Origin of the sequence: Sphingomonas oleivorans, from assembly GCF_003050615.1 — a bacterium.
GTDB lineage: Bacteria > Pseudomonadota > Alphaproteobacteria > Sphingomonadales > Sphingomonadaceae > Sphingomonas_H > Sphingomonas_H oleivorans.
In genome coordinates this window covers 275,861-298,756 of the sequence record NZ_NWBU01000004.1, presented here as the reverse complement: position 1 = coordinate 298,756, position 22,896 = coordinate 275,861, and the positions used below count along the sequence as shown (strand labels likewise).

Genomic DNA, 22,896 nt, shown 5'->3' with positions numbered 1-22,896 from the left:
CAGGATGGAGCTGGCGGGACGATCAGGCGAGGTTTTCGAGCCAGGCGGAGAGTTCGGCGAGCGAGGCGAGTTCGGTGAAGCGGGGATGGCCGGTCGGAACCTCGGCCGCTTCATGCGCCCAGACCAGCGGATAGGGAATGAGCGCGGCGTAACTGCCTGCCTCGAGCGCGGGCAATATGTCCGAACGGACGCTGTTTCCGGCCATCAGCGACTGGTCCGCGCCCGCGCCATGGCGCGCGAAGATGCGGCGATAGGTGTCCGCCCGCTTGTCGCTGACGATCTCGACGCCCGAGAAATGATCGCCCAGGCCGGAGGCGGCGAGCTTGGCCTCCTGATGGAATAGATCGCCCTTGGTGATGAGAATGAGCCGCGCGCGCTCCGCCAGCGTCTCCAGCGCCTCGGTGACGCCGGGCAGCGGCTCGACGGGATGGCGCATCATTTCGCGGCCGGCGGCGAGAATCTCCTCGACGACCGTCGCCGGCACGCAGGCGCGGCTGAGTTCCAGCGCGGTTTCGAGCATCGAGAGGGTGAAGCCCTTGGCGCCATAGCCATAGAGGGCGAGGTTGCGTTGCTCGACCTCCGCCAGCCGCTCCTCGATCAGCGCCTCGTCCGCGAAGGGGGCGAGCAATTCCTGGAAGCGGCGCTGCGTGAGGCGGAAGATCGTCTCATTGTGCCAGAGCGTGTCGTCGGCATCGAGACCGATGGTGGTGACGGGCATAAGGGCCTCCACGGGCTTGGGTCGAGCTCAATAGCGTGGAGCGGACCGGTCGTCATCCCCTGCCCCGGCGGGGCGGCGGAGGTGCCGGGCCTATTTGCCCCTGGCCCGCGCCCGGACGATGCGGAGATAGGCCTCGACCAGCTTCTGATTGACCTGATCCCAGCCATAGCGCTCGCTCGCCTTGCGGCCCGCAATGCCGGCTGCCTCGCGCGTGCCGGGATCCTCGCAATAGACGCGCAGCGCATTGGCGAAGGCTTCCGTGCCACCCGCGCGGACCAGCTTGCCCGTGACATTTTCGGTGACGAGGCTGAGGCTGCCCGTCGCGCGCGCGGCGACGACGGGAAGGCCGGCGGCCATGGCTTCGAGCGTGACATTGCCGAACGTCTCGGTGACGGACGGATTGAACAGCATGTCGGCGGAGGCGATGGCGCGGCCGAGATCGTCGCCCTTCTGGAATCCGACGAAGATGGCGTCGGGCAGGCGGCGCTCGAACCATTCGCGCGCCGGCCCCTCGCCGATCACCAGCACGCGATGGCGCACATTGCGCCGATCGAGCGCATCGATCGCATCGGCGAAGACGTCCAGCCCCTTTTCCATCACCAGCCGGCCGACAAAGGCGATGACGGGCTCGTCATCGGCGATGCCGAGGCTGCGGCGCCAGTTCATGTCGCGCCGCGCGGGCGAGAAGACCTCGCGATCGACGCCGCGTGACCAGATGCCGACATGATAGCTCATCCGCTGTTCGCGCAGCAGCTGAGCCATGGATTCGGAGGGCGCGAAAATGGCGTCGCAGCGGCGATAGAAGCGGCGCAGCGCGGCCTCCACCAGCGGCTCCATGAAGGCGAGGCCATAATAGCGCGGATAGGTTTCGAAGCGGGTATGGACCGAGGCGACGACCGGCAGGTCGCGCTTGCGGGCGAGCGTGACGGCGCGATGGCCCAATATTTCGGGGCTGGCGACATGAAAGATGGTGGGATCGAAATCCCTGATGTCGCGCTTCACCCGGGGCGGGATGCACAGCGGGGCGCGATATTCGGCGCGGCCGGGTAGCGGCAGCGCCGGCACGCCGATCACCTTGCCGGTGGAGGGGAAGGCGGGCGTATCGGTGCGGGGGCTGTAGATGCGGACCTTGGCGCCTTCGCGCTGGAGATAGCCGACGAGCCGGTTCAGCGCCTGATTGGCGCCATCCCGGACATAATTATAATTGCCCGTGAACAGGGCGACGCGAAGATCGGTAACGTCCATCGGCGGCTCGTAGAAGGTGTCTCGGCAAAAAGCCATGCGGAACGGGACGGGTGGCGCCCGTGCAAGACCCCGGCGAGAAGAATGCGGCCATAGCGAAGCGCCGACGCGACGGACAGATCATAGCAGACTGCAGGAATAGCGCCTTGAACATCGCCAAGGTGGCCGGGCGGGCTCTCCCTTCATTGCCGGATAGAGTGGGGCGAGCAGCGTCATGATCGGCTCCCACCCGAGATCAGCCTGGCCATCTCGTCGAGCGAGGATGACGAGCGCTGTTGGCGCGAAAAGCCGAACTGTTCCTGGCCGATCGAACGATGGGACATGGCTCCTCTCCATCTCGGCCCTCTCCATCTCGGAAAGCCCATGGAATCAGCTTCTTCCACCCTCGGCTACTCCCACCCGCGCACAGGTCTCGCTAGGTCCGTTTTTCGCCCAACTCCGTTGCAGGGTGACGGACATAATAAAAAGGCGGCCGATGGGGGGTCATCGGCCGCCCTTCAAGGGAGCTGCGCGTTCGTCCGCGCTTGATTAATCCATCAAGCGGATGGACGAACGGCCGCTGTCGCGCTCGGCGCTTTTCTGGAGCGGGGCCCATTGACGGGCCGCGCCTGCGAGCGCGCCTTCTTCGCAACGCAGATAGGATTCGGGCGGACGCAGCCCGTGCATCGAGGAATAGCCGCAGACCTCGCGCGCCGCGCGGGCGATGCGCAGTTCCAGCCTGCGCTGCGCCACCGGGCTGGCAAGGTTGAGATCGTCGGTATGGACGATCTTCGTCCGGGTGATGGAATCCCCGGATGTGGCATCGACCTGGATCTGGGGATCGGCATGCGCAGCCGAAGCCCCGAAGGACAGGATGGCGGCGATGGCGATAGCCCATGAGGGGCGCGGGCTGGGGCCCGACCGAGGGGTAGGCATGGCATTCTCCTGCGGACGGCACTCGACATGGTGACGTCTCGTGTTTTTATATGCCGGGCACGACGGATCGCGCCGACAGCGGGCCATTTGCGGCCCACGCGAACATTATAGGTTCGGATCGGAGCCGAACAAGTCGAAAAGCGCGCAAATCCGGCGATTTCGACATTGCGCTGCAACAGGAATCGGCCGCTGCGATGCGGTAAATACTCGATCCGAGGCGGTTTTTCGGACCGTGCCGCGCAACTTATGCGTGTGTTCCGGCCCCTGATCCTACGCGGGAAAATGGCGGCGGAGCATGCTCCGCCGCCGGTGGATCAGCCGAACAGCCGGTTGGCGATTTCCGCGACATGGCGGCCCTGGAAACGGGCGCCTTCCAGCTCATTCTCGCTCGGCTGGCGCGAACCGTCGCCGCCGGTGATGGTCGTCGCGCCATAGGGCGAACCGCCGGTCACCTCGTCCAGCTTGAGCTGGCCCTGGAAGCTGTAGGGCAGGCCGACCACCACCAGGCCGAGATGCATCAGGTTGGTGATGATCGAGAAAAGCGTCGTTTCCTGCCCGCCATGCTGGCTGGCGGTGGCGCTGAAGGCCGCGCCCACTTTGCCGTTGAGCGCGCCGCGCATCCACAGGCCGCCGGTCTGATCGAGGAAATTGGCCATTTGCGAGGACATGCGGCCATAGCGCGTGCCCGTGCCGACGATGATCGCATCATAATGTTCGAGATCGTCGACGGTCGCGATCGGCGCCTTCTGATCCAGCTTGAAATGGCTGTTCTTCGCCACTTCCTCCGGCACCAGCTCGGGCACGCGCTTGATGTCCACCGTGGCGCCCGTTGAACGGGCGCCCTCGGCGACGGCCTCGGCCATCTGCTCGATATGACCATAGCTCGAATAATACAGGACGAGGACCTTGCTCATGCGTGTCTTCCTTGGCTGAACGGAGGAACGGAAAAGAGTCAAAAGGCGCCGCAGCATGTCAGGCCGCGTCGACGAGGACGATCTCGGCATCCTCGAGCGCGGTGACGCGCAGCGTCTCCACGTCGCTGATCGCGGCGCCGTCGCGAGCGTTGACGCGAATGCCGTCAATCTCGATCGCGCCGGCCGCCGGCACCAGATAGGCGTGGCGATCCTTGCCGAGCGGATATTCGGCGCTCTCGCCTGCCTTCAGCGTCGCGCCGACGACGCGGGCGTCGGTGCGGATCGGCAGCGCGTCGCCATCATTCTCGAAGCCCGAGGCGAGGGTCACGAAATGGCCGGAGCGCTCGCCCTTGGGGAAGGGCCGCGTGCCCCAGCTCGGCGCCTTGCCGCGGCCGGTGGGCAGGATCCAGATCTGGAAGATCTGGGTCGTCTCGTCCTCCAGATTATATTCGGAATGCGCGATGCCGGTGCCCGCGGACATCACCTGGACGTCGCCGGCCGTGGTGCGGCCCTTATTGCCCAGATTGTCCTGATGCGTGATGGCGCCCTTGCGGACATAGGTGATGATTTCCATGTCCGAATGGGGATGCGGCGGGAAGCCCGTGCGCGGGGCGATGGTGTCGTCATTCCACACGCGCAGCGAACCCCAGTTCATCCGCTTGGGATCATAATAGTTGGCGAAGGAAAAATGATGCTTGGCGTCGAGCCAGCCATGGTTGGCGCCGCCGAGGCTGTCGAAAGGACGAAGGTCGATCATCTACTGTCTCCCTGCTCGGATGAGCAATGCTGTTGACGCCAAGATAAGGATTTACAGCCGGGCAAAAACAGGAATGATAGAAACTCATCGTTTCTGAAGGTGAGCCTATGTCATTGCCGGATTTCGAAGCCTGGGCGATTTTCGCGAAGGTGGCGGACACGGGCTCCTTCGCCCGCGCGGCGGACGAGCTGAAGCTTTCCAAGGCGACCGTGTCCAAGGCGGTGACGCGGCTCGAGCAGCGGTTGGGGACGACCCTGCTCCATCGTACATCGCGCCGCCTGTCGCTGAGCGAGAGCGGGCGGGAGTCGCTCGATCGGGCGGCGCGCATCCTGGCGGAAGGCGAGGCGGCGGAGGCGGAGGCATCGGCGCAATCGGCGACCCCGCGCGGGCTGGTGCGCATGTCCGCCCCCATGTCCTTCGGGATGCAGCATCTGGCGCCGCTGCTGCCGACCTTCATGGCGCTCTATCCCGAGGTTTCGGTGGAGCTCTTCCTTAGCGACCAGTTCGTCGATCTGGTGGGAGAGGGATATGACCTTGCGCTGCGCATCGCGGCGCTGAGCGATTCATCGCTGCGCGCGCGGCGGCTGTTCGAGGTGCGCCGGCCGCTGGTGGCGACGCCGGATTATTGGGACAAGCATGGCCGGCCGAGCCACCCGCGCGAGCTGGAGGGGCATGTCGGCCTGATCTACACCTATCTCGCCTCGCCGACCGTGTGGCGCTTCGAGCATGCGACCGAGGGCGAATATGCGGTGCGCGTGCCGGCGGGGATGCGATCGAACAATGCGGATGCGTTGCTGCCCGCGCTATTGGCAGGGCAGGGCGTGGCGGTGCAGCCCGAATTTCTGATCTGGCGCGAACTGATGGATGGGCGGCTGGAGCCGGTGATGTGCGACTGGCATGCGCCGATCATCAATGTGAATGTGGTGACGCCGCCGGGCGCGTTGCGGCCCAAGCGCGTGTCCGTGCTGATCGAATATCTGGTGCAGCATCTCTCCTTCGCGCCCTGGGCGCGGTTCGGGGAGCGGGAGAATGCGGCTTAGCGGGTTTCACCCAGATTGAATCAGTGCGCTCGGGCTGAGCGCGGTTTGGTGAAAAATGCTCCAGCCGGAATGACGGTGGGAAGGGATCAGCGCCTGGACAAAGCGAGTTTCACGCCAAAAGCGATGAAGACGGTGCCGGTCAGCCGGTCCATCGCGCGGACGGTCGAAGGGCGCGACAGGAAGCGGCCGAGCGGGACGGAGGCAGCGATCAGCGCCCCGGCCCAGAGCAGGCCGAGCACCACATGCATCGCCGCCAGCAGGAAGCTGTAGCCCGCCACCGGCACGCCATCGGGCACGAATTGCGGCAGGAAGCTGATGTAGAAGACGCCGACCTTGGGATTCAACAAATTGGTCAGCAATCCCCGGCACAGCCATGTCGCAGCGCCCGATCCGGCGGCGGGCGCGCTGCCTCGCGCAGTCGTGAGACCCTGGCGGGGATTGCGGATCAGCCCGATGCCGAGCCAGACGAGATAGGCGGCACCCGCCCATTTGACGATGGTGAAGGCGAGTTCGGACGCGGCGAGCAGCACGCCCAGGCCGAGCGCCGTTCCCGCCCCCCAGAGCAGGCAGCCGAGCCCGATGCCGAGCGCGGCGAAGGCGGCCCGCGCGGGGCCTTCGATGGTCGCCGTCCGCAGGATCATCGCGGTATCGACGCCGGGCGTGATGGTGAGCAGGCCGGCGGCGAGGAGGAAGGCCAGCAGCGATTGGGCGATGGTCATCGGCGGCTCCGCAGGGTCAGCAATGGCGGGGCTGTAGCATGGGGTGGGCATGCGTCGCGGCGAAGCCGCGCCGTCGATCGACACGGCCGTGCAGGCCGGCCGGTCGTCGGCCGGGCTGGCGCTTTTCCTCGCCTAACGGATGAATTGCATGCGCAATTCGTCCGTTAGTCTCGGGCGCTCAGCCTCAGCCTTCGTCGCCCATCCTCAGCGCGGCAATGAACGCCTCCTGCGGGATCTGCACGCTGCCATATTCGCGCATCCGCTTCTTGCCCTCCTTCTGCTTCTCGAGGAGCTTGCGTTTGCGCGTCGCGTCGCCGCCATAGCATTTGGCGGTCACGTCCTTGCGGAGCGCGGCGATCGTCTCGCGCGCGATCACCTTGCCGCCGATCGCCGCCTGGATCGGCACCTTGAACATATGGCGCGGGATGAGGTCCTTCAGTCGCTCGCACATGTGCCGCCCGCGCGATTCGGCTTGCGAACGGTGGACGATCATCGACAGCGCGTCGACCGGCTCATTGTTCACCAGCACGTTCATCTTGACGAGATCGCCCTCGCGATAGCCGATCTGATGATAGTCGAAGCTGGCATAGCCCCGGCTGATCGATTTCAGCCGGTCGTAGAAATCGAACACCACTTCGTTGAGCGGCAGCTCATAGGTGATCTGCGCGCGGCCGGAGACATAGGTGAGGTTCTTCTGAATGCCGCGCCGATCCTGGCAGAGCTTGAGGATCGAGCCGAGATGCTCGTCGGGGACGTAGATGGTTGCCTCGATCCACGGCTCCTCGACCGAGGCGATCTTCATCGCATCGGGCATGTCGGCGGGATTGTGCAGCTCCTGCACGCCCTGATTATGCGCGAGGTTGATGTGATAAACGACCGAAGGCGCGGTGGTGATCAGATCGAGATCATATTCGCGCGTCAGCCGCTCCTGGATGATTTCCAGATGGAGAAGGCCCAGGAAGCCGCAGCGGAAGCCGAAGCCGAGCGCGGCCGAGGTCTCCATCTCGAAGCTGAACGAGGCGTCGTTGAGGCGCAGCTTGTAGAGGCTGTCGCGCAGCTTCTCGAAATCATTGGCGTCCACGGGGAAGAGGCCGCAGAAGACGACCGGCTGCACTTCCTTGAAGCCCGGAAGCGCTTCGGCGGCGGGCTTCTTGGCATCGGTGATCGTGTCGCCGACGGCGGTCTGCGATACTTCCTTGATCTGCGCGGTGATGAAGCCGACCTCGCCGGGGCCGAGCTCGCCAAGCTGCTCGATCTTGGGGCGGAAGCAGCCGACGCGGTCCACCAGATGCTGCGTGCCGGCCTGCATGAACTTGATCTGCTGGCCCTTCTTCAGCACGCCGTCGATCACGCGCACGAGGATCACGACGCCGAGATAGGGATCGTACCAGCTATCGACGAGCATCGCCTTGAGCGGCGCGGCGGCATCGCCCTTGGGCGCAGGGATGCGCTTGACGATCGATTCGAGGATATCGTCGATGCCGATGCCCGACTTGGCCGAGGCGAGCACGGCATCGTCCGCGGGCAGGCCGATGATGTCCTCTATTTCGGCCTTGACCTTGTCCGGCTCGGCGGCGGGCAGGTCGATCTTGTTGATGACGGGCACGATCTCATGATCATGCTCGATCGATTGATAGACGTTGGCGAGCGTCTGCGCCTCCACGCCTTGCGCGGCATCGACGACGAGCAGCGCGCCCTCGCAGGCGGCGAGGCTGCGCGACACCTCATAGGCGAAGTCGACATGGCCCGGCGTGTCCATCAGGTTGAGCGTATAGGTCTCGCCGTCCGACGCCTTGTAATCAAGGCGCACGGTCTGCGCCTTGATGGTGATGCCGCGCTCCTTCTCTATCTCCATATTGTCGAGCACCTGGGCGGACATTTCGCGGTCCGAAAGGCCGCCGGTGCGCTGGATCAGCCGGTCGGCGAGCGTCGACTTGCCATGATCGATATGGGCGATGATCGAGAAATTGCGGATTTTGTCGAGCGGCGTGGTCATGGCCGCGCGCCCTAGCGGAAAATGGGCGCAGGCGTAAGTGGCGGACGGCGTGGCCACGGCCGCATGCGGCGGATGCGATGGACGTCAATCGCAACGAACATCGCCGGACCCCCTTGCGGCCCCCCGATGAGCCGGCTATAGGCCCGCGACTTGCTGCACCGGTCGGCCTCCGAAAGGCTTAACGACCGGGCTCCGTCGGGGAGTAGCTCAGCCTGGTAGAGCACTGTCTTCGGGAGGCAGGGGCCGGAGGTTCGAATCCTCTCTCCCCGACCATTTTAATAATTCAAGAAAATCAGAAGGATAGGAAGCCTGTCGCGAGACGGGCTGACTGCCTTTCGTTCGCCTTTCGTCGTTCGTGACACATTCGTGACACAAGGGACGATGCAGCGTGGCGACACTGAAGAAGCAAGGCTCGGAAAGATGTTAAGAGCCCCTCTGCGCCGGCTCTCCCTTGCCGCCTCCCCTCGCCCTCGGCGATTGCAGCGTATCGAGATGATCGACTTGCGGTGGCGAAGCCGGGGATCGTCCGCCGCATCATGGGAGGCCTTTGCAGCCCCATTGCCAATATCGGCGGCTGGTGAGAATTTGCCCTCCAAATAGGGAGGAGAGGAAATATGGGCTTCATCAACAGCCGGCTCCGCATCGGCCACATGCTCAGGTGAGAAGCGCACTGTCGGTTTCGGCCGTGCTTCCGCTGAAATTGCAGAGATTCCGTTGAAATTGCGACGCGCATCGCGATCTGCGCATTGATCCTTTCGCCGGAAGGGAGACTCCATGTCGTTTCTGGTTGCTCTTGCCGCGGCCGTGCTGGCGCCCGCTTCGCCGGCCACGCTTGCGGATGCTTATCCCGACAAGGCGCGCTATTCGCCCGGTGAGCCGGTCCGCCTGATCGCCGAGATTGGCGGCAAGGCAGTGGGCGGTGAGACCGTCATGGCAAGCGTGATGGACCTAGGGCGGGAGGTCGGGCGCTGCGGGCCCGCCACGCTCGGGGAAAATGCGACCGAGATCCTCCTTTCCTGTTCCGTCCCCCGCGACGATTTCCAGGGCTATTTCGTCAGCATCCGGCTGCGCTCCCGGGACGGCCGCGATCTTGGCGAGCGGACCAGCGCGCTCGACATATCGTCGGACTGGAAGCGCTTTCCCCGCTACGGTTATCTGTCCCATTTCAGCCGGGCGGACGGGGCGGATCCCGCGAAATGGGTCCGCGAGCTCAATTGCTTTCACATCAACGGGCTGCAATTTTACGATTTCCAGTATCGGCACGAGCAGCCGCTTGCCGGAACGGTCGAGCGGCCCGCCGCGAGCTGGAAGGACATTGCGGGGCGCGGGATCGAGGCGGATATCGTTCGTGCCTTCATCGATGAGGCGCATCGCCGCAACATGATGGCGATGGCCTATAATGCCAGCTACAGCGCCTATGCGGACGCCTTCTCCAAGGCCGATCCGCTGCCGATCCAATGGGCGACATGGCCGAGCGCCGAGGGGCAGCGCACCGCGGAGACGGCCAAGAGCTTCGATCTCAACATTCCCGGCTGGAGCACACCGCGTCTCTTCTACATGAACCAGAATGATCCGGCGTGGCAGGACTATATTTTCGGCCGGATGGAGGATCTTTTCCGCGTCTATCCCTTCGACGGCTGGCATGTGGACACGTTCGGCGCGAGCGGCGGTTATGCCTATGACCGTTCGCCGGTGGACTATATTGCAGGCTTCCGGCCCTATATCGATCGCGCCCGTTCCCGGCTCGGCAGGCGCATTCTCTTCAACGCGGTGAATGCGCGCGGCCAGGAGCATATCGCGACCTCCGCCGCCGACTTCGTCTATTCGGAACTGTGGGAGGATCATCCGACATTCGCCAGCATCCTTGCGGCGGCGGAGCAGGTTCGGATCGCGAACCCGCAAAAGGCCTATGTCCTCGCCGCCTATCTCCACCGTCGCGAGGCGAAGGATGGACCGGCGCCCGCCGCGACACGGTTCAACCTGCCGAGCGTCCTGCTGACGGATGCGGCGATCTTCGCTTCGGGCGCTTCGCATATCGAGCTGGGCGACGGGGAGCGGATGCTGTCGAGCGAATATTTTCCCAACAGGCGCCTGGAGATGTCGGCGGAGCTCCGCAATGCGCTACGTCATTATTATGATTTCCTGACGGCCTATCAGACCTATCTGCGTGGCGGCCTGGAGCCGATCGACGTGCGTTTGCGGGTCGAAGGGCAGATGACCAGCACCACGGGCGAGCCGAACAGGCTGTGGACCATCGCCCGGCGCGGCGGCGGCCGCACGATGGTCCATCTGATCAACCTTCTGGGAAGCGATGATCCGCGCTGGCGCGACATTGCGATGAATCGGCCGGATGCGCCGCATCTGCGCAACCTGCGCCTGACGCTCCATATGCCCGGCGACATACGCGCGGCCGGCTGGGCCTCGCCCGATGTGGACGGCGGCCGTTACCAGCCGCTTGCATTCAGGAAGCGGGCATCTTCAGCGGGTGTGGAGGTCGAGATCATGCTGCCTGCGCTCCATTACTGGAGCACGATCATATTGTCCTGATTTCACGCGCCTTCTCGACAGGCGCGGAGCCAGGACACCCCGATTCGATGCAGATGAACCGCGACCCGGCGACGTAGGACCTTGTCCTGCGCTCCTACTCAACATGACCACCCGCAAAATCCCCGCCCCGTTTGCTGCAATTGCGTTTGCGAATGTCCGATTCGCCGGCTAAATAGAGCGCAGCCGCAAATAGCACTGAAAATCAGGCGGCATCTGGAGAGGGGATTTCATATGAAATTTGCGCATGCGCTTGCGATTCTTGCGTCCGGCTGCTCGTTCGGCACGCTCGCGGCAGCTCAGACCGTGCCGGCGGAATCGACGGCGCCCGAGGGCCAGGAAACTACATCCAATAACCCGCAAGCGCCCGACACCGATCCGGCCGGCATGTCGTCCCCCAATGCGGAAGAGATCATCGTGACGGGTGTCCGCGCCGCCATCCAGCGCGCGACCGCCATCAAGCGCAACGCCGATACGATCGCCGATGCGATCAGCGCGGAGGATATCGGCAAGTTTCCCGATGCGAACATCGCCGATTCGCTGCAGCGGATCACGGGCGTCCAGATCTCGCGCACCAGCGGCGGCGAGGGGCGCTTCGTCTCGATCCGGGGACTGGGCAGCCAGTTCAACCTGACGACGTTCAATGGACGCGTGCTGGCGACCGACAATGCCGGCCGCGACTTCAGCTATGACATCATGCCTTCCGAGGCGATTGCGGCCGCGACCGTCTTCAAGGCGCCGACGGCGTCGCTGATCGACGGCAGCATCGGCGGTCTGGTCGAGCTGACGACGCTCGATCCGCTGTCGCGGCCGGGATTCCATATTTCGGGTTCGGCGGGCGGCCTTTATGACGAGGCATCGAAGAAGGTCACGCCGCGCTTGGGCTTCGTGGCGAGCGATACTTTCGCGGACAATACGCTCGGCGTGTTCGGCGGCGTCTATTGGTACAAGCGCAACTGGCGTTCGGACACATATCAGAGTTTCGGCGCCAGCACCGAGACGGTCGATTCGAACGGGGATGGCGTTCGTGATCAGGCGGTGGACGGCCGTGGCGCCTTTCCCGGCATCATCTCCTATCAGGTCAAAAATGGTCCGCGCGAACGGCTTAGCCTTGTCGGCGGTGTTCAATATGCGCCGACCGATCGGTTGAAGACGAAGATCGACGCATTCTATTCCTATTATGACACGCCCGAGAATAATTATTCCTATAATGTGAACTTCTACAGCAATGATGGCTGGGCGCGTTTCGCGAATGCGCAACTCGAGCCCTGGGCCGGCGACGCGACCAACCGCTATCTCATCACCTCGTTCGATCTTACCAATATCCCGGTCGAGATCGGGACGGACACCCATGCCCGCAAGGTCACGACCTATCAGGTCGGCTGGAACACGGCTTATGAGGCGACCGACGCGCTGACCATCAAGCTCGACCTCGCTTACTCCCAGGCCAAGCGCCCCAATGCGGGCAAGGAATTCTTCACCGTCGCCGGTGTGAAAGGCGGAACATATCGTTTCGAGGCGACCAGCCCGGTCCCGACGGTCATGTGCACGCTGCCCGATGGCAGAAGCTGCCTCGATCTGAACAATGATGAAATCGGCCTGCACTTCATGGAGCAGAAGGGCGAGCAGACCAAGGACAAGGCGCTCTCCTCCCGCCTGGATTTCGACTATAAGTTCGGCCTTGGCGGGCTGGAGACGACCTTCAAGGTCGGCGGCTTCTATTTCAACCGCATCAAGGACAAGCTGAACTACGCGCCGACGAACGGATGCGGCTATTGCGGCTTCAACGACACGCTGGGTTCCGTTGGCGTCGTCGCCGTGGTTCCGTTCCCGTCCGGCGGTTATCGCGCGGGCACGATCGGCGGCGCGAACAGGTGGCCGGCGCTGAACGCGGAGGCGTTGTTCCGGGCCGCGGTCCTCTCACGCGGGCAGGCCTATTTCGACGAAAATATCGCCGCCAAGCCGCAGCTTCGCTCCTCGAGCAAGGTCGATGAGGATCAATATGGCGGCTATGCCCAGCTGAACTTCAACGCCGATCGCTGGGACGGAAATATCGGGGTCCGTTATATCCGGACCAGGGCGAAGTCGAGCGGTCACTCGCAGCAGCTTCTGGCGCTGGAGCCGATCCCGGACAGCACGAACTTCAAGGGTACATTTTCCGAAGTTATACCCATCAGCGAAACGAATACATATAATAACTTTCTTCCCTCGGCGAACATAACCTACAGGCTGTTGGATAATCTGCAGGTGAGGGCCGCTGCATCGAAGGCGATCACCCGGCCGACCTTCGCCCAGCTTGGCGTCGACGTGAACTGGGAGATCAACAGCCTGCCGCCGCGGGTTTCGCGTAACGGTAATCCGCAATTGAAGGCGATCAAGGCGGATTCGCTGGATCTTTCGGTCGAATGGTATGGCAATCAGGGAAGCTCCGCTTCGGTCGCCGCCTTCTACAAGAAGATCAAGGGATTCATCACCGGCGCGGTCATCCAAGAAGAGATAATCGGGGAAACCTTCCAGGTCAGCGTGCCCGTCAATGGCGACACGGCCGAGCTCAAGGGTATCGAGGCTGGCCTCCAGCATATCTTCAGCAATGGCCTGGGCGGTCTCGTCAACTATACCTATGTCGACAGCAAGGCGGATGTGACGATCAAGGGCGTGCAGACCACGACCTCGCTGGACGGCGTTTCAAAGCATACGGTCAACGCGTCGGGCTTCTATGAGAAGGGTCCGCTCAGCCTGCGCCTGTCCTATGCCTTCAGGGATGCCTATGTCGCCTGCGCGGTCTGCGGCCCGGCGAGCACACCCACCACGACCGCGGCATCGGGCTTCATGGACTTCAGCGGCAGCTTCGCCTTTACCGACAATTTCACCCTCTATCTCGACGTCTACAATATCACCGAGGAAGACACGCATAGCTACGTTCTGGATAAGCGCTTCACGACTTTCTACGAGCCTTATTCGCGGCGTTTCGAATTTGGTGTCCGCGCCAAATTCTGAGGGGCGCGGGCCCGCGCAAGGCTGAAGTCTGCGCGGCCACGCATTCCTATTCCTGCTTCCGGCCCGGTAGAGCGCGTCTCTGCCGGGCCATATTTTATCGGCCAGCGCACGCCATTCGCACGTCAGGCCAGTCGCCTGCTCCGCGCGGCAACCTTCGCCCGGTGCGATCCAGCGAGCTTGGTCGAGGGCGCCTGGATCGTATCCAGAAAGAGCCATTCGGCGGTCGCGGCGTCGGGCGTCAGCGAGACGGTCATATAGCCGCGCTGCGCGGTATCGGCCCATTTCAGCTCCGGGCTCGCGGCGACGATGCCGCGCGCGACATCCGCCGGCGCCACATTCGGGAAATAGCTTTCATAGCCTGGCGAGGTAACGCTATGTCCGCCGAACTCGACCGCCGCCGGCTGCCCCGCCTCGCGCAGCTCATAGGCCCAGGCATTATGGCTGTCGCCGGACAGTATCAGGAGATCGGCATCGGCATCGAGCGCCGAACGCAGCAGGCGCGACCGCGCGGCAGGATAGCCGTTCCAATTGTCCATATAATGCGGCAGGCCGAGCTTCGCCGCGACGGGCGCGAAGGTGGCGAGCGCCTTCATATAATCGGGAGCGCCCGGCGGGACCCAGCCGGCAATATCCGCGGGCATATTCTCGAAGCCCATCACGGTCTGCTGCGCAAGCAACTGCCAGCGCGCACGCCTGGCCGATCGGCGAAAGCCGTCCGCCAGCCAGGCTTCCTGCTCGCTGCCCATCATCGACCTTGCGGGGTCGCTCCAGACGCTGTCCCGGAACCTTTTCATCGCCGCCACTGGATCGGCCTGGCCAAGGATCGCAGCACCCAGATCGGGTTGCCGCGATCGCGCGATCAGGCGCGTCTCGGGCCGGAAGATGGTCGCGAGATCGCCGATGGCATATTCCGCCCAGCCCGCATCGGAGACGGGCATCCACTCGCGATAGGCCTGCATCGCCGCTCGCTTGCGCGCCGCCCACTCGCCCTCGCGCAGCGGATCGTGATTCTGGGCGCCGCCCTGCCAGCTGTCATTGGCGGATTCATGATCGTCCCACATCATCACCATCGGGAAACGCTGGTGCAGCGCCTGAAGATCGCGATCGGCACGATAGCTGGCATAGCGCAGGCGATAGTCGGCGAGATGGACGATCTCGCCGGCCGGCTCGATCCGGCGGTCGGCGACGGCCTCGTCCATCGACGGATAGGTGCCGCGCGGATATTCATAGATATAGTCGCCGAGATGGAGCATCAGATCGATGTCCTGCCGCTGCGCGGCATGCGCATAGGCGTTGAAATAGCCGAAGGGCAGGTTCGCGCAGGAGAAGACGCCGAGATTGAACTGGCGGCAGGTGCCGGTGGGCAGGGTGCGCGTGCGGCCGACCGGAGACATGTTCCCGTCCGCGGCGACGAAGCGATAATAATACCATCGATCCGGCGCGAGGCCGCCCAGCGCGATCTTGGCGATATGATCGCGCTCCGGCGCGGCATCGACCGATCCGCCTGAAATGATCCGCGCGAAATCCGCGGTTTCCGCAATTTCAGCGGTCAGGCGGCTGCTGCCGCCCGTCGCCACATAGCGCGTCCAGAGCAGGACCGAGTTGGGGCCGGGCTCGCCGCTCGCGACATTATGGGTGAAACCTTGCCCGAACCGCGCCCAGGCCGGGAGTGCGATAAGGCTGGCACTTATGGCGCCCGCCAGGATGAAGCGGCGGCGATCGAGGATCATGGCGGTCGTCCCTCCCGAAAGGCGGAAGGGGCAGCCCGCACCCGGGCTGCCCCATGAGGATCAGAAACTGCTCTTCAGCGTCACGAAAAATTGCTGCGGCGCGCCGGCGAGCAGCGTCTGGCTGTCGCGGCGATTGGCGAAGCCGTTGGAGCCGATGGTCGCCACATATTCCTTGTCGAACAGGTTGGTGGCGCTGGCCTGGATGGTGAAGCCTTCCAGCGCACCCGTGAAGCGATAGCCGAGGCTTGCATCGAACAGCACGAAGCCCGGCACCGAAACGTCATTCTCGTAGGAATAATAGCGCCGTGACGTATAGTTGGCGCCCAGCCGGGCGAAGAAGGCGTCGTCGTCATAGCTGATCTCGCCCTTGGCGAGGTGCTCGGGCGAATTGACCACGGTCTTGCCATCGGTCGCGGCCAGCACGATGCCACGCGCGTTCATCACATCATCGCGATATTCGGACCGATTATAGGCGTAGGAGGCGAACAGCGAAAGCTGCGGCGTGACACGGAAGGTTCCGGCCGCTTCGACGCCATAGGAGCGTACGTCACCGACATTCTGCAGGATCGAGGGGTTGCCGATGATGCCCGCGCCATTGGCGAAGCTGATCAGCCGATCCTTGAAATCGACATAATAGCCGGCGAGCACGCCCCGGAATCGACGGCTCTGCGTACGTGCGCCCAGCTCATAAGTGGTCGAGCTTTCGGGTTTCAGATTGCCGCGCAGCGCATCGAAGCCGGCCTGCGTCGTGCTGAAGGCCGATGTCGTGAAGGCGCGCAGATTTTCGGTATAGCTCGCGAAGATTTCCTGATCGTCGGTCAGGCGGAACAACAGGCCCGCCTGCGGCAGGAACCAGTCGCGCGCCCGGATCGTGCCCGAGGCCAACCCTCCGGAAACGACGGGAGTCGCCTCATTCTCGACGCGCAGGCCCTTCCAGCCCGCATTGATCTGGACGCGTCCGAGATCGAGCCTGTCCTGCACATGATATTGCAGCGTCTCGCTGTGGAAATCGAATTCCCACTGCGTCAGTAGCGGATCTTTGGGGAAATCGAGCGAGCTGCGGCTCGGGCGGCCGCTGGTATTGGCCAGGCCATAGAAGCGGCGCGCATTGTTGAACGCATTGTCCTCGTACCAGATGCCGCCTTCGATCCGGTTCGGCCCGGTCTCGATCTCGGTCGAGGCGACGATGCCGTTGCGGTTGATGTCATATTCGGTGGTGCGGATCGTGATCGGCGCGCCGCCGGGTGTGCCGACATAGGGCGTGAACCAGATGCCGACGCCCTTGTTGCTATGATGATAGCCGGTTGCCTTGACGCTCCATATGTCGGTCAGCGGCGCGTCGAAGCCCGCGCCGGCCAGCCAGTCCTTGCGCAGGCCAGCCGCGTCATAATAGGAATCGTCGACCGTCTGGATCGGGGCGGGATAGCTGGTGCCGGCAGTCGGATCGGTCACGGGCGCGCCCGTGTCGCCGCGATTGTTCGCGATATGCGCGACGCGGACGGCAAGATCCCAATTCTTCGCGAAATTGTCCCAGCCATAGCCGAGCCGGTCGATCATCGCGGCGGACAGATCCTGATAATCATTCTCGCGCCGGTCCGAATAGTTGACGAAGCCGAAGAAGCGGCCATCGCCGGCCGGCTGCACGATGCGCGCATTCATCTGATGCTGCCGCTGGACGCCTTCGCCCTTCCACTTGTCGGCATCCTGATAGGCATAGGCGACCGAGATCAGCGGCCCGCCATCACCCAGCGAACCCGTGTCCAGGCGCACGAAGCCGCGCTTGGTATCTTCGGTACCATAGGTGCCGTTGGCCTCGATGCCGAACGCCTCCTTGGGCTCGCGCGTGAAGAATTCGATCGTGCCGCCCAGATTGCTCGACGAGGCGGCGGCGAGGCTGCCCGCGCCCTGCGCGACCTCCACCCGGCCGACATTCTCGCTGATGACCGCGCGGCTGATATGGAGGCCGTTATGATTGGCATAGCTCATGTCGCCGAGCGGGATGCCGTCCAGCGTGAAACCCATCTGGCTCTGGCTGAAGCCGCGTACCGAAAGGCTGGTCGACCATTCATAGGCGCCGAAGGGGTCGGCCGACTGGAAGTTGACGCCCGGAAGCTTGTCGATCGCCTTCAGCGGGCTGATGCCGGGTGCTTCGAGCGCGATATCGGCGGAATCGATCTGTTGTACCTGCCGTGCCTGGCCCTGGCCGAGCACGACGATCTCGACGCTCGCCTCGGCATCGGACGGTGCCTCTTCCGCCCGTGCTGCTCCCGCGATCAGAAAGGCGGCCAGCGCGGTGGCCGAAAGCCAGCGGCTCTTGTCCAGACAGATCATGATATGTTCCCCTTTGGTGCGCCTGATCGAGCGTCCTTTCAGGGGTGGAGCTAGGTGTGGGCCGTTTCATTCCGGTGTCGGTATGATGAAGGCTCCATGTCGCCCAATGTCGGAACAGGGCAATGCCGGTTAGGATGGGCGCTCCGAGTTGGCATTTGTGCACCATGAAAGGAGGACGGGGCCGTGTGCGATCGTCCAGCCGCCGAAAAATTGCCATGAGCGGCGGCTTTCCTGTAGATGCTGGGCGCATGGCATTGACCGGCCTTCGCTCGCAGCCCTTCTTCAATGACAAGAATCGGGCCTTCTGGATCCTGCAATCCGCCGGCTGGGCGGGCTATTTCACGCTACGCGCGCTGGGCGGCATCGCCAATGCGATGGGCTTTCTCTACATCGTGCCGGCGGCGCTCACGACCGCGACCGGCTATTCGCTGACGCTGCTGATGGCGGCCGCCTATCGCCGGCTGATCACGCAGCGGCCGGCGGTGACCTGGACGGTATCGATCCTGATCCTGATGCTTGCATCGGCCATATTCTCGACGATCGAGACCTGGGCGCATGCGACCTTCTACCGCCCCGGATCGCCGCCCGAGGGCATCCAGTTCCTGGGCGCGATCCTGCTCGATTTCTCGCTGCTCGCGGCCTGGTCCGCGCTTTATTACGGCATCAACTTCTATCTGCTCCTCGAGGAGAAGATGGACCAGATGTCCAAGCTGGAGGTGCAGGCGTCGGCCGCCCAGCTCGCCATGCTGCGCTACCAGCTCAATCCCCATTTCCTGTTCAACACCCTAAATTCCATCTCCACATTGGTGCTGCTCAAGCAGACGGATCGTGCTAATGCGATGCTGTCGAGACTATCCTCGTTCCTGCGCTACACGCTGGTGAACGAGCCGGCGGGCCAGGTGACTGTGGCGCAGGAGGTGGAGACGCTGAAGCTCTATCTGGAGATCGAGAAGATGCGGTTCGAGGATCGGCTGCGGCCGAGCTTCGCGATCGATCCGCGCGTCTCGCAGGCACGGCTGCCGTCGCTGCTGCTCCAGCCGCTTGTCGAAAATGCGATCAAATATGCCGTGACGCCCAAGGAGGAGGGGGCGGACATTGCGGTGGAGGCGCGCCTGGCGGGGGATCGCCTCCAGATTACGGTTTCGGACACGGGACCGGGCTTGCAAGAGGGGGGGGCGCGGCCCACTTATTCAACAGGCGTCGGACTGGCGAATATTCGGGACAGGCTGGCGCAGGCTTATGGCGCGGACCATCGGTTCGATATTCAAGCGAGCCGGGAGGGCGGGTTCGGCGTCATGATCGAAATACCCTTCCAGACTGAACAGCCCAAGGAATTCGCATGACGATCCGCACCATCCTCGTCGATGACGAGCCGCTCGCCATCCAAGGCCTGGCGCTCCGGCTCGAAGCGCATGAGGACGTTGAAATCATTGAGACTTGCCTCAACGGCCGCGAGGCCATTCGCGCGATCAAGACGCACAAGCCAGACCTCGTCTTCCTCGATATCCAGATGCCCGGCTTCGACGGATTTTCCGTGATCCAGGGGCTGATGGAGGTGGAGCCGCCGCTCTTCGTATTCGTCACCGCCTATATGGACCATGCGCTGCGTGCCTTCGAGGCGGATGCGGTCGATTATCTGATGAAGCCGGTGGATACCGATCGCCTCGCCGACACGCTGGACCGGGTGCGCCAGCGGCTGGCGGAGAAGCGCGGCGCCGTGGAAGCGACGCGGCTGATGGAAGTGCTCGCCGAAGTCGCCCCCGAAGCGGCCGGAAGCCTGCCGGAGACGGTGGAGGCACCCGCCGCAAGCCGTTTCGAGAAGCTGATCAACATCAAGGATCGCGGACAGATATTCCGCGTCGATGTGGATACGATCGAGCGGATCGACGCTGCCGGCGACTATATGTGCATCTATACGGGCGACAATACGCTGATCCTGCGCGAGACGATGAAGGATCTGGAAAAGCGGCTCGATCCGCGCCGTTTCCAGCGGGTGCACCGTTCGACGATCGTCAATCTCGACCTCGTCAGGCAGGTGAAGCCGCATACCAATGGCGAATGTTTCCTGGTGCTCGATTCGGGCGCGCAGGTGAAGGTCAGCCGCAGCTATCGCGACGTGGTGGCGCGCTTCGTCCACTGACCGGATTAATCCCCCAGGGGAAGGGGGAGGGGGCGTTCCGGCCGGCGAATGCGGACGAACGTTTCAGGCGCGGGCGGGAATGAAGCGCAACGCCACGCCGTTCATGCAGTAGCGCTTGCCGGTGGGCGGAGGCCCATCATCGAAGACATGGCCGAGATGGCCGCCGCAGCGCCGACAATGGACCTCGGTGCGTGCATAGCCGAGCAGCCGATCCGTGGCCGTGCCGACGGCCCTGGGAAGGGGGCGCCAGAAGCTGGGCCAGCCCGTGCCGCTGTCGAACTTGGTTCTCGACGAAAAGAGGGGAAGGCCGCAGCCGGCGCAGACGAATGTGCCGGGGCGATGCTCGTCATTGAGCGGGCTGGAATAAGGCCGCTCGGTCGCCTCGCGGCGGAGCACGGCATAGGCCTGGGGCGAGAGGCGCCTGCGCCATTCGGCATCGCTCAGCATCAGCTCGAACCTGCCGGGCGCGGTGCGGCCCATGGCTGTGCCGAACAGCAGCGCCGTGACCGCCGCAATGCCGCCCGTGCCGATCATCTGCCGTCTGCTGATGGACATTTTGCGCTTTCCTGCAGGGAATAGGTGGCGGGAAGCCATGCAGTTTCAAGCCCTGGCGCGGAGCTTCGCCAGCCAGCCATGCCGGCGGCCGGAGCTGAGCACGCTCAAGCGGAACAGGCGCGAGGCGATGCGGATGATGAGGGCAAGCCACAGAAGCTGCCAGCCAATGGCGAGGAGGTGCGGCCAGAGCTCCGGCCGCTCGGCGGCGCGCGCGATCATCGCGAAGGGCGAGCTCCAGGGAAAGGCCGAGGCGGCGAGGCCGGCAGGCCCGTCCGGCGCGCCGATCGCGGTGGAGGCGAGCGCGAAGATCGCGAGCTGCCCCATGGTGAGCGGCATGGAGAGCGTCTGCACCTCGCGCACCGTCGAGGCCTGCCCGCCTATGCCGAGGAACAGCGCGCCGACCAGGAGATAGGCGGCGGCGAAATAGAGGAGGCCGAGTGCCGCAAAGGCGGACCAGCCGACCGCGGGCGCGGGAATCGAGCCGGGATCACCCGCGAGGAACAGGGCGGCGGCGATCGCGGCGGCGCCGCCCCAGACGAATATGCCCGTGAGCGACATCGCCAGCATCGCCGCGAGCTTGCCGAGGAAGATGGCGTCGATCGGCACGGCGGCGGCCAGCACCTCGATCACCTTGTTCGATTTCTCCTCGATCAGGTTGGACAGCAGCATGCCGGCAAGGATCATGATCAGCAGCACGAGCAGCGTCTGGCCCGCACGGGCGATAAGCTCGCGACCGCCCTTATCGTCGCCCGCTGCCCCCTCGATCGGCCGGCGGAGGATTTCGACCGGGGACGGAACGGCGGCACCCATGACGCGAGCTTCGCGCGCGCGATCGAGGATGAGCGCGAGCTCGCCGTCGAGCGTATCGAGCCGGCCCTCGGCGGCGTGGAGCGCAGGGCGGACGAGCCCGCCGGTGAGCACGGCGATGCTGTTCGCCTTGGGATCGGCGAGGAGGCGGCGGATCTGTGCCGCCTCGTCCTGTTCGGGCGCGACGATATTGAGTTCGGGCAGCGCACGCCTGCCCAGCCGGCCGGACAGGCGGAGATGCGCGTCGGCGATCGCCCGCCCGTCGCGCATATCGGCGATCACGGCGACGCTGCCGCGCCCGGCCTCGGCCGCCCGTTCGCCGATGCTGCCGAAGAACAGGCCGAAGGCGATGGGGAAGAGCGGGCCGAGCAGGAACAGCAGGAAGGTCTTGGACCAGACGGTCGCGACATAATCGCGCCGGGCGATGACCCAGGCGGCGCGGAAGATCTGCCTCATGCGCGCTCTTCCTCTTCCTTGTCCATGTCCTGCGTCGTGGCCGCGCCGACGATGGCGACGAAGGCGTCGTGCAGGCCGGGCCGCTCGATCGACAGCGTCTCGATCCCGGCGCCGCCCCGGATCAGCGCCTCGAGCAGCGGCTCTATGCCGCTTTCGGGCAGTTCGAAGCGCCACAGGCCCCCGTCATGTCGCGCATCGGCGGGAAGGGCGGCGCGCCACGGGCCGTCTGCGGCGCGCGTGCCGAGGCGGACCTGCGGCGCGAGGCGCGCGCGCGCTTCCTCCACCCCGCCCTCGAAGCGGATCTTGCCCCGGGCGATGATCGCGATCCGTTCGCACAACCGCTCGGCATGGGCGATGACATGGGTGGAGAAGAGGATGGTCACGCCATCTGCCGCCTGGGCGCGGATCAGCCCTTCGAGCCGGGCCTGGTTGATCGCATCGAGACCGGAGAAAGGCTCGTCGAGGACGATCAGCCGGGGTTTGTGGACGATCGTGCCGAGGAGCTGGACGGTCTGCGCCATGCCCTTGGAGAGGGTACGGATCGGCCGCTTGACGGCATGGCCCAGCCCATATTCCTCCATCAGCAGCGCGGCGCGGTGGCGGCCCTCCTTCAACGGCAGGCCGCGCAGCGCACCCATGAAGGCGATTGCGTCCGCCGCCGCCATTGCGGGATAGAGGCCGCGTTCCTCGGGCAGATAGCCGACCTTGGGTGCAGCGCGGATCGGGACCGTCTCGCCGAGCAGGTGGCGATCGCCCTCGTCCGGATCGATGATGCCGAGCAGCATGCGCAGCGTGGTCGTCTTGCCCGCGCCATTGGGGCCGAGCACGCCATAGATGGTGCCGGCGGGCACGGCGAGATCGATGCCGTCGACCGCGCGGGCACCGTCGAAATATTTGACCAGGCCCCGCGCCTCGATCGCGAAATCCGTCACCTGATCATGTCCCTCGCGATCGTCCGTCCCGTGACAGCCGGAGCCTTTGTGACGAAAGGCGAAAAGAGATTCCAGCTTTTGCGGACGGGGCGTGTAGATAGGG

General features: G+C 64.3%; 17 protein-coding genes and 1 tRNA gene. 6 read left to right on the top strand and 12 right to left on the bottom strand.

From position 1 onward, the window contains the following. Positions 1–22: 22 nt before the first annotated feature. From CLG96_RS01520 to CLG96_RS01500, 5 genes are all read right to left on the bottom strand, one after another. Positions 23–718 carry an HAD family hydrolase gene (locus tag CLG96_RS01520; RefSeq protein ID WP_107966089.1) on the bottom strand — a complete coding sequence of 232 codons (696 nt, stop codon included), beginning with the start codon at positions 716–718 and terminating at the stop codon, positions 23–25. A gap of 90 nt (positions 719–808) precedes the next feature. Beyond that, a complete protein-coding gene (locus tag CLG96_RS01515; RefSeq protein WP_107966088.1) occupies positions 809–1,963 on the bottom strand; it encodes a glycosyltransferase family 4 protein in 1,155 nt (384 codons plus the stop codon). 525 nt (positions 1,964–2,488) lie between these two features. Beyond that, entirely contained in the window at positions 2,489–2,875 is a 387-nt protein-coding gene (locus CLG96_RS01510; protein WP_165799476.1) for a UrcA family protein, read from the bottom strand. A 314-nt stretch (positions 2,876–3,189) separates the two neighbouring features. After that, positions 3,190–3,789, bottom strand: coding sequence for an NAD(P)H:quinone oxidoreductase (wrbA, locus tag CLG96_RS01505; protein ID WP_107966086.1), 600 nt, complete (start codon positions 3,787–3,789; stop codon positions 3,190–3,192). A 58-nt stretch (positions 3,790–3,847) separates the two neighbouring features. Then, the gene (locus tag CLG96_RS01500; protein WP_107966085.1) at positions 3,848–4,546 is read right to left on the bottom strand and encodes a pirin family protein; all 699 of its coding nucleotides are present in this window, start codon (positions 4,544–4,546) and stop codon (positions 3,848–3,850) included. 107 nt (positions 4,547–4,653) lie between these two features. On the opposite strand from CLG96_RS01500, the gene CLG96_RS01495 reads away from it, so the two are divergent. Next, positions 4,654–5,586 (top strand): LysR family transcriptional regulator, encoded by a 933-nt coding sequence (locus tag CLG96_RS01495; protein ID WP_107966084.1) that lies wholly within the window; start codon positions 4,654–4,656, stop codon positions 5,584–5,586. 86 nt (positions 5,587–5,672) lie between these two features. Here CLG96_RS01495 and CLG96_RS01490 read toward each other — a convergent pair whose 3' ends face one another. Together CLG96_RS01490 and lepA are read right to left on the bottom strand one after the other, a co-directional pair. Next, on the bottom strand, positions 5,673–6,305 hold the full coding sequence (locus CLG96_RS01490; RefSeq protein ID WP_107966083.1) for a LysE family translocator: 633 nt from the start codon (positions 6,303–6,305) through the stop codon (positions 5,673–5,675). Between the two features lie 184 nt (positions 6,306–6,489). After that, positions 6,490–8,301, bottom strand: a complete 1,812-nt coding sequence (gene lepA / locus CLG96_RS01485) for a translation elongation factor 4 (RefSeq protein WP_107966082.1) — start codon at positions 8,299–8,301, stop codon at positions 6,490–6,492. Positions 8,302–8,497: 196 nt separating this feature from the next. Between lepA and CLG96_RS01480 the strand changes: the two genes are divergently transcribed. The 3 genes from CLG96_RS01480 (at position 8,498) to CLG96_RS01470 (ending at position 13,842) form a co-directional block, all read left to right on the top strand. After that, positions 8,498–8,574: transfer RNA gene (locus CLG96_RS01480), tRNA-Pro, on the top strand. 501 nt (positions 8,575–9,075) lie between these two features. Next, a complete protein-coding gene (locus tag CLG96_RS01475; protein ID WP_107966081.1) occupies positions 9,076–10,848 on the top strand; it encodes a glycoside hydrolase family 66 protein in 1,773 nt (590 codons plus the stop codon). Positions 10,849–11,079: 231 nt separating this feature from the next. Then, positions 11,080–13,842, top strand: coding sequence for a TonB-dependent receptor (locus CLG96_RS01470; RefSeq protein ID WP_107966080.1), 2,763 nt, complete (start codon positions 11,080–11,082; stop codon positions 13,840–13,842). A 122-nt stretch (positions 13,843–13,964) separates the two neighbouring features. Here the strand turns inward: CLG96_RS01470 and CLG96_RS01465 are convergent, their stop codons facing one another. Both CLG96_RS01465 and CLG96_RS01460 read right to left on the bottom strand, forming a co-directional pair. Continuing rightward, the gene (locus tag CLG96_RS01465; RefSeq protein ID WP_107966079.1) at positions 13,965–15,572 is read right to left on the bottom strand and encodes an alkaline phosphatase D family protein; all 1,608 of its coding nucleotides are present in this window, start codon (positions 15,570–15,572) and stop codon (positions 13,965–13,967) included. Between the two features lie 60 nt (positions 15,573–15,632). Further along, on the bottom strand, positions 15,633–17,903 hold the full coding sequence (locus CLG96_RS01460; RefSeq protein ID WP_107966078.1) for a TonB-dependent receptor: 2,271 nt from the start codon (positions 17,901–17,903) through the stop codon (positions 15,633–15,635). A gap of 248 nt (positions 17,904–18,151) precedes the next feature. On the opposite strand from CLG96_RS01460, the gene CLG96_RS01455 reads away from it, so the two are divergent. Both CLG96_RS01455 and CLG96_RS01450 read left to right on the top strand, forming a co-directional pair. Continuing rightward, positions 18,152–19,246 (top strand): sensor histidine kinase, encoded by a 1,095-nt coding sequence (locus tag CLG96_RS01455; protein WP_107966077.1) that lies wholly within the window; start codon positions 18,152–18,154, stop codon positions 19,244–19,246. Further along, the gene (locus CLG96_RS01450) at positions 19,243–20,043 is read left to right on the top strand and encodes a LytR/AlgR family response regulator transcription factor (RefSeq protein ID WP_107966076.1); all 801 of its coding nucleotides are present in this window, start codon (positions 19,243–19,245) and stop codon (positions 20,041–20,043) included. Before CLG96_RS01455 ends, CLG96_RS01450 begins: the two co-directional genes overlap by 4 nt. Positions 20,044–20,106: 63 nt before the next feature. On the opposite strand, the gene msrB is transcribed toward CLG96_RS01450, so the two are convergent. From msrB to CLG96_RS01435, 3 genes are read right to left on the bottom strand one after another with little or no spacing between them, the layout of a single operon-like run. Next, complete coding sequence (msrB, locus tag CLG96_RS01445) at positions 20,107–20,598, bottom strand: peptide-methionine (R)-S-oxide reductase MsrB (RefSeq protein WP_107966075.1); 492 nt, start codon at positions 20,596–20,598, stop codon at positions 20,107–20,109. 45 nt (positions 20,599–20,643) lie between these two features. Next, positions 20,644–21,861: an ABC transporter permease gene (locus CLG96_RS01440; protein ID WP_107966074.1), complete on the bottom strand. Its 1,218-nt coding sequence runs from the start codon at positions 21,859–21,861 to the stop codon at positions 20,644–20,646. Next, complete coding sequence (locus tag CLG96_RS01435) at positions 21,858–22,793, bottom strand: ABC transporter ATP-binding protein (RefSeq protein ID WP_243395559.1); 936 nt, start codon at positions 22,791–22,793, stop codon at positions 21,858–21,860. Before CLG96_RS01435 ends, CLG96_RS01440 begins: the two co-directional genes overlap by 4 nt. Positions 22,794–22,896 lie beyond the last annotated feature (103 nt).

What these genes read in the sequence shown, in the direction of transcription:
- CLG96_RS01450 (WP_107966076.1), top strand. Translation starts at nt 19,243, where the DNA reads ATGACGATCCGCACCATCCTCGTCGATGACGAGCCGCTCGCCATCCAA.
- CLG96_RS01455 (WP_107966077.1), top strand. Translation starts at nt 18,152, where the DNA reads ATGGCATTGACCGGCCTTCGCTCGCAGCCCTTCTTCAATGACAAGAAT.
- CLG96_RS01470 (WP_107966080.1), top strand. Translation starts at nt 11,080, where the DNA reads ATGAAATTTGCGCATGCGCTTGCGATTCTTGCGTCCGGCTGCTCGTTC.
- CLG96_RS01465 (WP_107966079.1), bottom strand. Translation starts at nt 15,572, where the DNA reads ATGATCCTCGATCGCCGCCGCTTCATCCTGGCGGGCGCCATAAGTGCC.
- CLG96_RS01500 (WP_107966085.1), bottom strand. Translation starts at nt 4,546, where the DNA reads ATGATCGACCTTCGTCCTTTCGACAGCCTCGGCGGCGCCAACCATGGC.
- CLG96_RS01495 (WP_107966084.1), top strand. Translation starts at nt 4,654, where the DNA reads ATGTCATTGCCGGATTTCGAAGCCTGGGCGATTTTCGCGAAGGTGGCG.
- CLG96_RS01475 (WP_107966081.1), top strand. Translation starts at nt 9,076, where the DNA reads ATGTCGTTTCTGGTTGCTCTTGCCGCGGCCGTGCTGGCGCCCGCTTCG.
- CLG96_RS01490 (WP_107966083.1), bottom strand. Translation starts at nt 6,305, where the DNA reads ATGACCATCGCCCAATCGCTGCTGGCCTTCCTCCTCGCCGCCGGCCTG.
- CLG96_RS01440 (WP_107966074.1), bottom strand. Translation starts at nt 21,861, where the DNA reads ATGAGGCAGATCTTCCGCGCCGCCTGGGTCATCGCCCGGCGCGATTAT.
- CLG96_RS01510 (WP_165799476.1), bottom strand. Translation starts at nt 2,875, where the DNA reads ATGCCTACCCCTCGGTCGGGCCCCAGCCCGCGCCCCTCATGGGCTATC.
- CLG96_RS01515 (WP_107966088.1), bottom strand. Translation starts at nt 1,963, where the DNA reads ATGGACGTTACCGATCTTCGCGTCGCCCTGTTCACGGGCAATTATAAT.
- CLG96_RS01520 (WP_107966089.1), bottom strand. Translation starts at nt 718, where the DNA reads ATGCCCGTCACCACCATCGGTCTCGATGCCGACGACACGCTCTGGCAC.
- wrbA (WP_107966086.1), bottom strand. Translation starts at nt 3,789, where the DNA reads ATGAGCAAGGTCCTCGTCCTGTATTATTCGAGCTATGGTCATATCGAG.
- msrB (WP_107966075.1), bottom strand. Translation starts at nt 20,598, where the DNA reads ATGTCCATCAGCAGACGGCAGATGATCGGCACGGGCGGCATTGCGGCG.
- lepA (WP_107966082.1), bottom strand. Translation starts at nt 8,301, where the DNA reads ATGACCACGCCGCTCGACAAAATCCGCAATTTCTCGATCATCGCCCAT.
- CLG96_RS01460 (WP_107966078.1), bottom strand. Translation starts at nt 17,903, where the DNA reads ATGATCTGTCTGGACAAGAGCCGCTGGCTTTCGGCCACCGCGCTGGCC.